Source organism: Microbacterium sp. HA-8, from assembly GCF_046111165.1.
In the GTDB taxonomy this organism is placed as follows: domain Bacteria; phylum Actinomycetota; class Actinomycetes; order Actinomycetales; family Microbacteriaceae; genus Microbacterium.
On record NZ_CP162025.1, the window covers coordinates 2,992,921 to 3,005,756 of the forward strand.

The 12,836-nt window shown below is 69.6% G+C and carries 13 protein-coding genes; 9 read left to right on the forward strand and 4 right to left on the reverse strand.

Annotated features, from left to right (window positions below; translation table 11 throughout):
* Window positions 1-33: 33 nt before the first annotated feature.
* Both AB2L57_RS14220 and AB2L57_RS14225 read left to right on the forward strand, forming a co-directional pair.
* The gene (locus AB2L57_RS14220) at window positions 34-384 is read left to right on the forward strand and encodes an ArsR/SmtB family transcription factor (protein ID WP_409047398.1); all 351 of its coding nucleotides are present in this window, start codon (window positions 34-36) and stop codon (window positions 382-384) included.
* Entirely contained in the window at window positions 381-1,079 is a 699-nt protein-coding gene (locus AB2L57_RS14225) for an aquaporin (protein ID WP_409047399.1), read from the forward strand. The genes AB2L57_RS14220 and AB2L57_RS14225 overlap by 4 nt, the downstream gene beginning before the upstream one ends.
* A gap of 103 nt (window positions 1,080-1,182) precedes the next feature.
* Here the strand turns inward: AB2L57_RS14225 and AB2L57_RS14230 are convergent, their stop codons facing one another.
* The gene (locus AB2L57_RS14230; RefSeq protein ID WP_409047400.1) at window positions 1,183-2,667 is read right to left on the reverse strand and encodes a cryptochrome/photolyase family protein; all 1,485 of its coding nucleotides are present in this window, start codon (window positions 2,665-2,667) and stop codon (window positions 1,183-1,185) included.
* A gap of 99 nt (window positions 2,668-2,766) precedes the next feature.
* Between AB2L57_RS14230 and AB2L57_RS14235 the strand changes: the two genes are divergently transcribed.
* Complete coding sequence (locus tag AB2L57_RS14235; protein WP_409047401.1) at window positions 2,767-4,299, forward strand: DUF222 domain-containing protein; 1,533 nt, start codon at window positions 2,767-2,769, stop codon at window positions 4,297-4,299.
* 65 nt (window positions 4,300-4,364) lie between these two features.
* On the opposite strand, the gene AB2L57_RS14240 is transcribed toward AB2L57_RS14235, so the two are convergent.
* The gene (locus AB2L57_RS14240) at window positions 4,365-4,820 is read right to left on the reverse strand and encodes an SRPBCC family protein (protein WP_292815072.1); all 456 of its coding nucleotides are present in this window, start codon (window positions 4,818-4,820) and stop codon (window positions 4,365-4,367) included.
* 283 nt (window positions 4,821-5,103) lie between these two features.
* Here AB2L57_RS14240 and AB2L57_RS14245 point away from each other — a divergent pair, with 283 nt between their 5' ends.
* From AB2L57_RS14245 to AB2L57_RS14255, 3 genes are all read left to right on the forward strand, one after another.
* Window positions 5,104-5,439, forward strand: coding sequence for a peptide ABC transporter permease (locus AB2L57_RS14245; RefSeq protein ID WP_409047402.1), 336 nt, complete (start codon window positions 5,104-5,106; stop codon window positions 5,437-5,439).
* Between the two features lie 203 nt (window positions 5,440-5,642).
* The gene (locus tag AB2L57_RS14250) at window positions 5,643-5,798 is read left to right on the forward strand and encodes a hypothetical protein (RefSeq protein WP_292815067.1); all 156 of its coding nucleotides are present in this window, start codon (window positions 5,643-5,645) and stop codon (window positions 5,796-5,798) included.
* Window positions 5,799-5,877: 79 nt separating this feature from the next.
* Window positions 5,878-6,498 (forward strand): helix-turn-helix transcriptional regulator, encoded by a 621-nt coding sequence (locus AB2L57_RS14255; RefSeq protein ID WP_409047403.1) that lies wholly within the window; start codon window positions 5,878-5,880, stop codon window positions 6,496-6,498.
* On the opposite strand, the gene fdhD is transcribed toward AB2L57_RS14255, so the two are convergent.
* Window positions 6,485-7,366 carry a formate dehydrogenase accessory sulfurtransferase FdhD gene (gene fdhD, locus AB2L57_RS14260; RefSeq protein WP_409047404.1) on the reverse strand — a complete coding sequence of 294 codons (882 nt, stop codon included), beginning with the start codon at window positions 7,364-7,366 and terminating at the stop codon, window positions 6,485-6,487. The two genes, AB2L57_RS14255 and fdhD, sit on opposite strands and share 14 nt — an antisense overlap.
* A 2-nt stretch (window positions 7,367-7,368) precedes the next feature.
* A complete protein-coding gene (gene moaA, locus AB2L57_RS14265) occupies window positions 7,369-8,400 on the reverse strand; it encodes a GTP 3',8-cyclase MoaA (RefSeq protein ID WP_409048634.1) in 1,032 nt (343 codons plus the stop codon).
* 234 nt (window positions 8,401-8,634) lie between these two features.
* Between moaA and AB2L57_RS14270 the strand changes: the two genes are divergently transcribed.
* The 3 genes from AB2L57_RS14270 to cydD are packed head-to-tail and all read left to right on the forward strand — an operon-like array spanning window position 8,635 to window position 12,796.
* A complete protein-coding gene (locus AB2L57_RS14270) occupies window positions 8,635-10,062 on the forward strand; it encodes a cytochrome ubiquinol oxidase subunit I (RefSeq protein ID WP_292811197.1) in 1,428 nt (475 codons plus the stop codon).
* A 9-nt stretch (window positions 10,063-10,071) separates the two neighbouring features.
* The gene (cydB, locus tag AB2L57_RS14275; protein ID WP_292811196.1) at window positions 10,072-11,085 is read left to right on the forward strand and encodes a cytochrome d ubiquinol oxidase subunit II; all 1,014 of its coding nucleotides are present in this window, start codon (window positions 10,072-10,074) and stop codon (window positions 11,083-11,085) included.
* A 28-nt stretch (window positions 11,086-11,113) separates the two neighbouring features.
* Window positions 11,114-12,796: a thiol reductant ABC exporter subunit CydD gene (gene cydD, locus AB2L57_RS14280; protein ID WP_409047405.1), complete on the forward strand. Its 1,683-nt coding sequence runs from the start codon at window positions 11,114-11,116 to the stop codon at window positions 12,794-12,796.
* Window positions 12,797-12,836: the final 40 nt, after the last annotated feature.

A 12,836-nucleotide genomic window follows, 5' to 3' on the forward strand; every position in this document is an offset into this window, starting at 1 on the left:
TCGATGATTGTCAATATCGACTATCGTCGATGCATGCCCACCCCGCTCGCCGTGACCGACGTGACCGTCGTCGGCTCCTGCTGCACGCCTCTCGTGCGCGAACCCCTCTCGGCCGAAGAGGCCGAGCAGCTTGCCGTCACGATGAAGGCCCTCGCGGATCCGACCCGACTGCGCCTGCTCTCGATCGTCGCCGCCTCGGTGAACGCCGAAGCGTGCGTCTGCGACCTCATCGAGCCCGTCGGTCTCAGCCAGCCCACTGTGTCGCACCATCTGAAGGTGCTCACCGCCGCGGGCTTCCTCACCCGAAGCAAGCGCGGCACGTGGGCGTACTACGCGCTCGTCCCGGGTGCCCTCGACCGCGTCTCGCGGATGCTCGCGTCGTGAACGCCACCGCCCGCGCCGCTCTGGGCGAATTTCTCGGCAGCGCCCTGCTCGCCGCCGTCGTCGTCGGATCCGGCATCGCCGCCCAGCGCCTCTCGCCCGGCGACATCGGCCTGCAGCTGTTCGAGAACGCATTCGCCACCGCCCTCGGCCTCGCCGTGCTCATCGTCGTCTTCGCCACCGTCTCAGGTGCGCACTTCAACCCGGTCGTCACAATGGTCGACGTCGTCCTGCACCGCCGCCCCTGGTCGATCACCGCGATCTACCTGCCCGCTCAGATCGCAGGGTGCATCGCCGGAGCCGTGCTCGCCAACCTCATGTTCGCCGCGCCCGCCGTGTCGTGGAGCACGACCGAGCGCGGAGGATGGCCGCTGCTGCTATCGGAGGTCGTCGCCACCGCGGGATTGGTGCTGGTCATCTTCTCCCTGGTTCGCACCGGCCGATCTCACCTCGCGGCGCCCGCGGTGGGGGCGTATATCGGCGCGGCCTACTTCTTCACCGCTTCGACGAGTTTCGCCAACCCGGCGATCACGATCGGTCGCATGTTCAGCGACACCTTCGCGGGCATCTCCCCCGCTTCGGCGCTGCCCTACATCGGCGCGCAGCTGATCGGGGGCGCCCTGGGGTGGGCGCTCGTGCGCGCGCTGTATCCCACCGCCATCGCGCCTGCCGTACCCGCGGCATCGACCGCGAGCTGATCACGGACGCGGCTCCGTCCCTGCGGAGGCGCCCGCGCGCTGACCGCGCACTGGGCAGCGGGCCCCACCTGACCGCGGACTCGGCAGCGGCGCCTCCGGCTCATCACGGCGGCGCACGCCCCGCCTCCTCCGGCCGCTCCGCCCGGCGACGGCGCATCTGCGCGAGCGGCAGCGCGAGCCGCGGGTTGTCTGTCAGGAGCGGTTCGTGGCGATCGAGGAAATCCCAGTACGCCGCCGTGACGGCATCCGCCTGCGCGTCCTTTGCGGTCGGCCACCACGACCCCATGCGCTGGAGGTAGGCGCCGCCCGAGACGTAGGGCTTTGTCGCCACGCGACCGCCGTCGGCGTACTGACTCATGCCCTGCACATTCGGGACCATCACCCAGTCGTAGGCGTCGACGAACATCGCCGAGAACCATTCGAAGACCTCGCGCGGCTCGTACCCCTGCAGGAGGAACCAGTTGCCCAGCACCATGAGCCTCTCGATGTGGTGCGCGTACCCGTACCGGTGCACGCGCGCGAGCACGGCGCGCACCGGCACGGGCAGGTCGTCGGGGATTGCTTCGCCCGTGTACCACCAGGGCTCGAGTGCGCGGGTCAGACCGAAGTGGTTGGCGTGCACGAGGTCGGGCTGCGCGCGGAATGCGCCGCGCATGTACTCGCGCCACCCGATCACCTGACGGAGGAATCCCTCCCGGCTCTCGAGAGGTGCATCCGATGCCTCGACCGCCGCGACGACCTGCGCGGTCGTGATCAGACCGATGTTGAGCAGTGGACTGATCACCGAGTGGAAGAGGAAAGGCTCGTCGGCATCCATCGCGTCCTCGTAGCGACCGAACAACGCCAGCCGCCGCTCGACGAAGTCCGCGAGCCAGCCGCGAGCGGCGTCGGAGGTGACGGGAAGCCAGAAGGTCTCGGGGTCGCCGGGGTGATCGGCGAAGACTGCGGCGGTGTCGGCGATGGCGCCCCGGGTGATCTCGTCCGGTTCGAGGGCAGGCAGCGGCGGGATGTCGATCGCCAGTGCCCTGCTTCGCCTGTCGCGAGGAAGGGGGTGGCGGTTCTCGGTGTCGAAGTTCCAGCGGCCGCCCGCGGGCGCCCCGTCGTGCACGAGCACGCCGGTGCGACGACGCTGCCACCGGTAGAAGTCCTCCATCCGGCGTGCGGGGTGTGCGGCGAACCAGCCGTCGAGCGCGCGGTCGGTCGTGAGGAACAGATCGTCGGGATACGTGCGGGTGTGCACGCCGCGCGCCGCGGTGACGGAGAGGAGGCGACGGTGGACCCGATCGTCGGTCGGTCGCATCCATGCGAGGTGCGTGATGTCGTGCTCCTCGATCGTCTTCGACAAGACCCGCGAGAAGGACGCCTCGGAGTCGCGGAGACGATGGTGGACCACGTCCCGGCCCGCCTGCCGAAGTTCTGTGACGGCGTGCCGCATGGCCGACAGCAGCAGGACGATCTTGTGGGCGTGATACGGGCGACGTCGGAAGGCCCCGACAGACTCGATGACGATGAACAGGTCGATCTCGGGGTCGGAGTACGCCGGATGCTCATCGAACAGTTGCGTCGCGAGCACCAGGGCGGCCTTCATGTCTCCACCATCGCAGGACTCGGCCACTGCGGTGCGAGAATGAGCGCATTCTCATCGTATTTTTGTTCTATTCTCATCTGAGCCTGGCAGGCTATACATATGAACCTTTTGACGGCTATGCGACGGCGACTTGAGTCCCTCGCGGGTGTCGTCGAACTGGATGTCGCGGCCCATGACCTGCCGGCAAGCGCCTCACGACTGAGCGACGCATCTCTCATCGAGGGGTTGCGCGACCTCGCAGCACTCGCCAACGACGTGGCACGCCTGCAGTCGGTGCTCGCCGGGGTGGCTGCGCACAGGTCGCGACGCGAGGACGGCCACTCCGGGCTCGCGGCAACACAGGGACACGCCACGCCCGCGGCGCTCGTTCAGGCGATCACCGGCGGCACGAGAGCCGAGGCGCAGCGTCAGGTGCGCGTGGGGCAGGCGTTGCTCGACGACGACTCAGGCTGCGCAGGGCCGGGCGCTGATGATCCGGCGTCGGGTGACCAACCTACGATGCTGCCGGGATGCGACCCCGAAGCGACATCGGCCCTGTCCGCGCGCACGCCGTGGCACGACCCGCTGCGACGCGCCCTGCTCGAGGGCCGCATCACCACGGCACAGCATGATGCGATCCGCCGGGGCCTGGGCGCGCCCACGACCGACGGCGCCGACGCGCTCGCCGCCGAGGGCGCATGGTCGGTGGCCGCCGAGATGCTCGTAGACGAGGCCGCCGGCACAACCGTCGAAGGTCTCGCCGCACGCGCGCGCACCATGCGCGACATGCTCGACCCTGCCGGCGCGGAGGAGCGATTCGCGCGCCGCTACGACGCGCGCTCGTGGCGCACCTGGATCGACGAGAACGGGCAGCACCACGCCCGAGTCGTGTTCGACGACGAAGCCGCACTCTGGGTGCGCTCATTGCTCGCCTCCGCGGTGCGCCCCCGACGAGGCGGGCCTCGGTTCGTCACGGAGGAGGAGCAGACGCCGTCCGCAGCAATCCGGGACGACCCGCGCACCAACGAGCAGATCGAATACGACCTGATCATCGACGTGCTGCGCGCGGGCTCACTGGCGCAGGCGTCGGATGTCTTCGGAGCCCGTCGGCCGGGTGTGCGCATGGTCGTCGTCAAAGACCTCGTCGGCCCTCGCGACCCGTTCGGCCGCCTCCTCGCGGTCGGTCACGCTGAAGACGGCGGGCAGTCGCTGCCCGGCACTGTCATCGATCGGGCGCTGTGCATGCACGGCTCCACCGAGGTGACCGTGGACGGCCGCGGCAATCCGCTCGACGTCGGGCGCGAGCAACGCCTGTTCACGCCAAAACAAAGACTTGCTCTGACCGTGCGCGACGGCGGCTGCGTCTGGCACGGATGCCGGCAACCAGCGTCGTACTGCGAGGCCCATCACATCGACCATTACGTGGCCGATGGCGGGCGCACCGACATCGACCGTGGCGTTCTCCTCTGCAGGTTCCACCACATGCTTCTGCACAACCGTGGATGGAGAATCGAACGGTTCGGATCGGGCCCGCTCATGCTTCGCGCACCCGGCGATCCGCGCGGCGGCGGCACCGTGCTGACGTCGAAGGCGACGTGGCGATGGGCGTGGGACCCTCCTCCGCTCGACCGCAAGGGATGGCGCGCGGCGTGAGCACGGGCGATCGCGACGACGCGCGGCGCGATCTCGTTGATGCACGCCGCGCGCGGCACGCGGCGTCAGTTCTCGACGTCGCCGCGCCACTCCCCTGTCTCGCGCGGGTGCTCCTCGATGAACTGCGTGAAGTTCTTCAGATCCTTCTTCACGGCGTGGTCGTCGACCCCGAAGGCGGCGCCGGCCTTCTCGAGCACGCCCGACGGCTCCCAGTCGATCTGCACGGTCACTCGGCACGAGGCATCCGTCAGCTTGTGGAACGTCACGACGCCCGCGTGATTCTCATCTCCGCCGACGCTGTTCCACGCCACCCGCTCATCGGGATGCTGCTCCGTGATCTCGGCGTCGAACTCGCGCACCGCGCCGCCGATCTTCACGACCCATCGCGTGTGGGTGTCATCGGTCTGCGTGATGGACTCGACGAAGCTGAGGAAGCGGGGGAACGACTCGAACTGCGTCCACTGGTTGTAGGCCGTGGTGACGGGGACGTCGACGTCGACCGTTTCGATGATGCGTGCCATGAGGACTCCTTCTCTGCTCGCGCCACCGCCGCGGATGGCGGCGGCACATGTGGGCGACGGATGCCGACAACGCTAGGCACGGCAGACCACACGCTGACGGGGGTTGACAAGCCGCGGCCGCCGCACCCACGCGCGCGTGCCGCAGCGCTCGCGTCACGCCCCCGCGACACATCCCACGCGAGCGACGAAAAGACGCGACGCTACCCCTGCACCCTCCGCACCGACACGCGGTAGGGCATAACTAACACTCCTAATTACTAGTTTGGTGAGCAATACTGGAGTCATGTCCACTGCTCAGACCACGTTCGCGCTCGGCGCCCGGTCCCGCTGGACCGAGGTCGAGGAAGGATTCCACGTCGGCAACAGGGGCGGCGAGTACGCCGGCTCCGTCAGCAAGGTCGAAGACGGCTTCGTCGCGTTCGACGGCATCGGCACCCCCGTGGGCCGATTCGCCACCGTGGAGCAGGCACAGGCCTCCGTCGACAGCGTCGTCCCGGCGGGCGAGCCGCCCGCCGTCCGCGTCGCCCGCGCCCGCCTCGGCATGACCGCCGCCACCATCGCCGCCGGTGTCGCCGGCACCCTCCTCCTCACGGCGGGCGTCCTCGCTCCCTGGCTCTGACGGCCCACGGCCCCACCTCCCCACATCCCCGCACCCCCTCTTCGAAAGGCCGCACGCCCGTGACTGCCCACGCACCCCTCGACGCCGCCACCCTCGCCCTCCCGCCGACCGAGCCGCTCGACCTCTCGGAGCTCGCCGAACTGACCGGCACGCCGTCGCGCCGCTAGGCTGGGTGACGAAGCTTCCCCTTCGAAGGAGATCCGATGTTCATCGTCGCCCTGGTCCTGTTCATCGCCGGCATGTGGCTCACGGGGTTCGCGTTCTCGCTCGAGGCCTGGCAGGGCCTCGTCTTCGCCGCCGGCATCCTCTGCGTCTCGGCGGCACTCGCGATCCCGGTCCACCTGGCCCAGCGACGCTGATACCCGCGACGCCTCACCGCGCGACGCTGACGCCCGCGACACCTGGTGCCGAGACCACCCGAGCCGGGATAATGACGCCATGGCGGGCACCAGCGGCACCTACAGCGCGATCTCGAGCTTCTCGCGCGTCGAGATCCTGCACCTGATCCAAGAAAGACCCCGGCGCACGATCGCCGAACTCGCCGAGGCCACCGGCCTGCACGCCAACACCGTCCGCGAGCACCTCGACCGCCTGACCGAGGGCGGGCACATCGTCCGCGAGACGGAGCACCGCACCACCCGCGGCAGGCCGCGCGTGCTCTACTCCGCCGCGACCGGTGAGGCCGAAGCATCCAGTCCCATCGCGCGGCGCAAGGCCCGCGAAGCCGCCGAGCGCGGCGACATCATGCGGCGGGTGATGCCGTGGACCGGCTCATCGGTCAACGAGATCGGCACCGATGCCACCCATCAGCTCGACGCGATCGTCGACCACCTCAGCGAATCCGGCTTCGACCCACTCGTCGACGACAAAGAGCTCACGATCGATCTGACCCCCTGCCCCCACGCGACCGCACAGGCGGGGCACCGCGCAACGCTGTGCTCCGTGCACCGGGGCATCATGCAGGGCGTGCTCACCGCGGCCCGCGGCCCGCTTCTGATCGACGGCATGCGATCCAGCTGCAACCCCGAGGAGTGCGTGGTCCAGCTCACGACGCGCTGAGCGCCGCCCGATCCCCCGCGCCGACCCGGATGCGATCCGGACGCGTGTACACGTTCATCGAATCCCCCCGCAGGAATCCGACCAGCGTGAGACCCTGGGCCGCGGCGAGCTCGACGGCGAGGGACGAGGGCGCCGACACCGCCGCGAGGATCGGGATGCCGGCCATCACCGCTTTCTGCACGAGTTCGAAGCTCGCGCGACCCGACACCATCAGCACGTGACCCGACAGCGGCAGCCGGTCGTTCAGCACGCCCCAGCCGACGACCTTGTCGACGGCGTTGTGGCGCCCCACGTCCTCGCGCAACACGACGAGCTCTCCGGTCGCCGCGTCGAACAGGCCGGCGGCGTGCAGCCCGCCGGTCTTGTCGAACACCGCCTGGGCTGCGCGGAGCAGGTCGGGAAAGGTCACGAGCACCTCGGCGGCGACGTCGACAGCATCCACCGCGACATCGTAGGAGGACACCGTCTGCACCGCCTCGATGGAGGCCTTGCCGCACAACCCGCACGAAGAGGTGGTGTAGAAAGTGCGGGCGAGGTCGGGATCGGGTGCGGCGACCCCCTGAGCGAGGGTGACATCCAGCACGTTGTACGTGTTCTCGGCGGCGCCCGCGATGGGCCCGCCGGCGCCCGGCCCGCCGCAGTGGATCGCCGAGTGGAACTGCCCTCCCGCGGCGATGACCCCCTCCGAGACGAGGAATCCCCCCGCAAGCTCGACGTCGTTGCCCGGGGTTCGCATCGTGATCGCCAGCGACGCGCCGCCCACGCGGATCTCCAGCGGCTCTTCGACCGCGAGCGTGTCGGGGCGGCGCACCGGCTGCGTGCCGAGCGTGATCCTGGTGACCGGCCGCCGTGCCGTGATGCGTCCCACGATCAGCCGCCGATCGCGTTCATCCCGCGGGCCGGCTGCAGGAACGCGGGGTCGTTGATGGCATGCCCGGGCAGCTTTCCGTGCACGCATGAGCGCAGCATCGCGTCGATCGCGTCGTCACCCTCGCCGGCGCGCAGGATCGGCAGCAGGTCGTACTCGGTGGTGGAGAAGAGACAGTTGCGCAGCTGCCCGTCCGCGGTCAGGCGCAGCCGGTCGCAGTCGCCGCAGAAGGGTGCCGTGACCGACGCGATGACACCCACCGTGTGCGGTCCGCCCTCGAGGGCCCACTTCTCGGCGGGAGCACCCCCGCGCCCCGGCACCGGGGTCAGCGTGAAGCGCGCGGAGAGCGCGGCGAGGATCTCGTCGCGCGTGACCATCCGCGATCGATCCCAGGTGTGGCCGGCATCGAGGGGCATCTGTTCGATGAAGCGCATCTGCGCATCGTGTGCGATCGCGAACTCGACGAGGTCGACGATCTCGTCGTCGTTGACCCCGCGCATGGCGACCGCGTTGATCTTGAGCGGGCGAAGTCCGCAGTCCCGGGCGGCGGCGATCCCATCGAGCACCTCGTCCAGGCGATCGCGCCGGGTCAGGTCGCGGAAGCGATCGCGTCGCAGCGTGTCGAGACTGATGTTCAGCCGCGACAGGCCTGCGTCGATCAGCTGCGGCAGCACCTCGCGCAGACGGATGCCGTTGGTCGTCATCGCGATCTGCACGGGTCCGTCCGGGCCCGAGACGGCGGCGAGGCGACGCACCACCTCAACGATGTCGGTGCGCAGGAGCGGCTCGCCACCCGTGAGCCGGAAGGTGGTGATGCCGGATGCTGCGGCCACTCTCGCGACGCGCTCGATCTCGTCGAGACCCAGGATGCTCGTGCGTGCGAGCCACTCGTTGCCCTGTTCGGGCATGCAGTAGGTGCAGCGCAGGGAGCATCGATCGGTCAGCGAGATGCGCAGGTCGCGGTGGACCCGGCCGTGCGTGTCGATGAGGGGTGAGCCGGAGGCCTGAGCGTCCCGGGCCGCGGGCCCCGGCATCCGCACGCCGATCGTGACCGGCACGGCGCTCACGGCGTCGCCCCGCTCTCGAGCGCGCGTGTGCCGGACATGCGTCCGAGCCTATCCCCGCACGGGCTTATTCACGGCCGGATCAGGCTCGCCGAACGACGGGAATGCGGGAATCTCGTTGTCGAGATACCGCCCTCCCGTGTGGTCTGACCACATGCTACGGTGAGTCGCGAACCGCCCCCTGAGCGAAATCGGAGTCCGCCCGTGGATCTGCTCGACCCGCTGCTTCTCGCCCGCTGGCAGTTCGGTCTGACGACCCTGTACCACTACCTCTTCGTCCCGCTCACCCTGGGACTCGCGCTCGTCGTCGCGATCTTCCAGACCGTCTGGCACCGCACGGGCGATGTGAAGTGGCTGCACCTGACGCGGCTGTTCGGCAAGATCTTCCTGATCAACTTCGCGATGGGCGTCGTCACCGGGATCGTGCAGGAGTTCCAGTTCGGCATGAACTGGTCGGCCTACTCGCGCTTCGTCGGCGACGTCTTCGGGGCGCCGTTGGCGTTCGAGGGCCTCATGGCCTTCTTCTTCGAGGCCACCTTCATCGGTCTCTGGATCTTCGGATGGGACCGACTGCCCCGCATCCTGCACCTGCTGTCGATGTGGATGGTCGTGCTCGGCTCCACCCTGTCGGCCTACTTCATCCTCGCCGCCAACGCCTTCATGCAGAACCCCGTCGGCTATCAGATGGCCGCCGACGGGGGCCGCGCGGAGCTGATCGACTTCGGAGCGGTGCTGACCAACCCCGTCGTGCTCGCCGCGTTCCCGCACACGATCTTCGCCGCGTGGATGTTCGCGGCCGCCGTCGTCATCGCCGTCTCGGCGTGGCATCTCTCCCGCGGCCAGCATCTCGAGACGATGCGCTCCTCGCTGCGGTTCGGCCTGTGGTTCATGATCGTCTCGTTCGCCGGCGTCGCCCTCTCGGGAGACCAACTGAGCCTCGTCATGGTGGCGACGCAGCCGATGAAGATGGCCGCCGCCGAGGCGATGTGGAACACCGCCTGCGGTGCGGACGCGTCGTTCTCGATCTTCTCCCTCGGCACCCCCGACGGGTCGGAGGAGATCTGGTCGCTGCGCGTGCCCTACCTGCTCAGCTTCCTCTCCACGCATACGTTCGACGGCTGTGTCGAGGGCCTCAACGACCTGCAGGCGCTGTACGAGCAGCAGTTCGGCGAGGGCGTCAGCTACATGCCCATCATCTGGGTCACGTACTGGTCGTTCCGCTGGATGATCGGCCTCGGCGGTGCCGCCGCCCTCGTCGCGGTCGCGGGCCTCTGGGTCACTCGCAAGAAGGCGACCAAGCCGGTCGCGGGCTGGATGTGGAAGATCGCGATCTGGTCGGCCCCGCTCCCCCTGCTCGGCAGCCTCGTCGGCTGGGTCTTCACCGAGATGGGTCGCCAGCCCTGGATCGTGTTCAGCCTCATGCTCACCGAGGACGGCGTCTCCCCCAACGTGCCGGGGTGGACCGTGCTGATCTCGCTCGTCGCGTTCACGCTCATCTACGCCGCGCTCGCGGTGGTCGAGTTCGGACTCATCCTCAAGGCCGCGCAGAAGGGCCCGGATCCGCTGCCCGATCCGAACGCGCCGAAAGACGATTCCGACGACGCCCACCGCCTCACCTCGACGGTCTACTAGGAGCCGATCATGGATCTCGCCTATCTCTGGTTCTGGATCATCGGATTCCTCTTCATCGGGTACTTCGTGCTCGACGGGTTCGATTTCGGCGTCGGGATGTCGCTGCCCTTCCTCGGCAAGGACGACATCGGCCGCCGGCAGATCATCAACACGATCGGTCCCGTGTGGGACCTCAACGAGACGTGGCTGATCGTGGCGGGGGCCTCGCTGTTCGCCGCGTTCCCGGAGTGGTACGCGACGCTCTTCAGCGGCTTCTACCTGCCGCTGCTGCTCATCCTGCTGGCGCTCATCGCCCGCGGGGTGTCGTTCGAGTACCGGCATCAGCGCGACAGCCTGCGCTGGAAGAAGGGCTTCGACACGATGATTGTCGTCGGGTCCGCCGTGCCGGCGCTGCTGTGGGGAGTCGCCTTCGCGAACATCGTGCAGGGGGTGCCGATCGATCAGGACTTCGAATTCACCGGCACGCTGCTGACGCTGCTGAACCCCTACGCGCTGCTGGGCGGCCTCACCACGCTCCTGCTGTTCTTCACGTACGGCGTGAGCTTCGTGGCGCTCAAGACCGACGGAGCGGTGCACGACGACGCCCGCAAGCTCGCCGCCCGCGCCGGGTTCGTGACGATCGTCGTCGCGGCGCTGTTCCTGCTCTGGACGGTGCTCGCCCACCCCGCGCTGCCCGTCATGCTGCTCGCGATCGCCGCGGCCGTCTTCCTCATCCTCTCGGTCGGCGCGAACCTGCGCGACCGCGAGGGCTGGGCATTCGGCTTCGGCGCCGCGACCGTCGTAGCGGCGGTGGGGACGCTGTGGTTCGCGCTCTACCCCTCCGTCATGCCCTCCTCCACCGACCCGGCCTTCAGCCTGACCATCGAGAACGCCTCAAGCACCGACTACACGCTGACGATCATGTCGTGGGCGGCCCTGATCTTCCTGCCCCTGGTGCTGGCCTACCAGGGGTGGACGTACTGGGTGTTCCGCCGCCGCGTCTCGCGCTCACGCATCGAGAAGGCCGCCGCGGAGGCCCACTGATGCGGGCCGGCGATAGCCTCGACATGCTGTGACCGACCAATCCGATGCCCCCGGCGCGCGCACGCCGCGCACGCCCCCCGTCGACCCCCGCCTGCTGCGGTACGCGCGCGCCTCCCGCGGCTTCTTCGTCGCGCTGGCCGTGATCTCGCTCGCGCAGACGGTCGTGATCATCGCCTTCGCGTGGCTGCTCACGCGCGCGATCACCGGCGCGATCGACGGGATGCCGTGGCCCGAGCTCTCGGGGACCCTTCTGGCGCTCTGCGGCGTGGTGCTCGTGCGCGCGCTGATGATCTGGGTGCGCGATCAGGCCGCGGCGCGCGCCGCCGCCCGTGTGCAGGCACAGCTGCGCGACGGGCTGATGAGCGCCGTCGGGCACCTCGGGCCGGGCTGGCTCGAGCGACAGAACTCCGCCGCCCTCGCGGTGACGGCCGGTCGGGGGCTCGAAGCGCTCGACGCGTACTTCGGCCGGTACCTGCCGCAGCTCGTGCAGACCGCGATCGCGACCCCCGGCATCCTGATCGTGATGTGGTGGGCGGACTGGATCAGCGGCCTCACCGTGCTGCTGACGCTGCCACTGATTCCGATCTTCATGATCCTCATCGGCCTCGCCACCCGTGCCGTGCAGAAGCGGCAGTGGCAGACCCTGCAGCGCCTCGCGGCGCGCTTCGCCGATACGGTGCAGGGTCTGTCGACGCTCACCGTCTTCGGGCGCCAGCACCGCGCGGCGGCCTCGATCGACGAGGTGACGGGGCGGTACCGCGTCGAGACGATGAAGGTGTTGCGCGTGTCGTTCCTGTCGGGGTTCGCTCTCGAGTTCCTCGCGAGCATCGCCGTGGCGATCGTGGCGGTCTCGATCGGGTTCCGTCTGCTCGATGGCGCGATGGTGCTCGGCGTCGGGTTGTTCGTGCTGCTGCTGGCGCCCGAGGCGTATCTGCCGCTGCGCCAGGTGGGTGTGCAGTTCCACGCGGCCGCCGAGGGTGTCGCCGCGACGGCGGATGTGTTCGCCGTGCTCGACGCCGCGCAGGCGCTCGGCGCCGCGCCGCGGGCCGCACAGACGACGCAGAATGCCGGGGGGCCGGCACGACTGGAGCTGCGCGGCCTGCGGGTGCGCCGCGGGGATCGGATGCTGCCGGCCGTGGATCTTGTGGCGCGGGCGGGCGAGGTCGTGCTGATCGAAGGACCGAGCGGGTCGGGCAAGTCGAGCATCTTCGCCGCTCTGCGCGGCACCGCGGCGTTCGAGGGCGACGCGTCGTGGGCGGGCAGCCCCGTCTCCTCCCTCTCCCCCGCGAGCTGGCTGGCGTGGGCGGGTCAGCGGCCCGGGCTCATCGCGGGCACCGTCGCCGCCAACATCGCGCTCGGTTCGCCGGATCCCGATGCGGGGCGCGTCGATCGTGCTCTCGATCTCGCCGCCGCGGAGGGTATCGACCCCGCTCTGGAGCTCGGGGTGCAGGGTGGCGGACTCTCGGGTGGTCAGGCCCAGCGCGTCGCGGTGGCCCGCGCCCTGTACCGCCATCTCTCGGGTGTCGCGCCCGTGATCGCGCTGGATGAGCCGAGCTCGGCCCTGGATGCCGAGACGGAGCGCGCCCTGTGGGTGCGCGTGCGCGAGATCGCCGATGCCGGCGCCCTTGTGCTGCTCGTGTCGCACCGCGCGTCGGCGCGTGGCATCGCCGACCGGATCGTGTCGCTGCGCGGCGCGGAGGTGATCGCGTGAGTGCCCGCTCCACCGTGTCGACCCGTGGCCGCCTCACGCC

Excerpts from the sequence above, each read along its gene's own strand:
- AB2L57_RS14235 (WP_409047401.1), top strand. The coding sequence starts at position 2,767 with ATGAACCTTTTGACGGCTATGCGACGGCGACTTGAGTCCCTCGCGGGT.
- AB2L57_RS14245 (WP_409047402.1), top strand. The coding sequence starts at position 5,104 with ATGTCCACTGCTCAGACCACGTTCGCGCTCGGCGCCCGGTCCCGCTGG.
- AB2L57_RS14250 (WP_292815067.1), top strand. The coding sequence starts at position 5,643 with ATGTTCATCGTCGCCCTGGTCCTGTTCATCGCCGGCATGTGGCTCACG.
- cydB (WP_292811196.1), top strand. The coding sequence starts at position 10,072 with ATGGATCTCGCCTATCTCTGGTTCTGGATCATCGGATTCCTCTTCATC.
- AB2L57_RS14255 (WP_409047403.1), top strand. The coding sequence starts at position 5,878 with ATGGCGGGCACCAGCGGCACCTACAGCGCGATCTCGAGCTTCTCGCGC.
- moaA (WP_409048634.1), bottom strand. The coding sequence starts at position 8,400 with ATGCCGGGGCCCGCGGCCCGGGACGCTCAGGCCTCCGGCTCACCCCTC.
- AB2L57_RS14220 (WP_409047398.1), top strand. The coding sequence starts at position 34 with ATGCCCACCCCGCTCGCCGTGACCGACGTGACCGTCGTCGGCTCCTGC.
- AB2L57_RS14240 (WP_292815072.1), bottom strand. The coding sequence starts at position 4,820 with ATGGCACGCATCATCGAAACGGTCGACGTCGACGTCCCCGTCACCACG.
- AB2L57_RS14230 (WP_409047400.1), bottom strand. The coding sequence starts at position 2,667 with ATGAAGGCCGCCCTGGTGCTCGCGACGCAACTGTTCGATGAGCATCCG.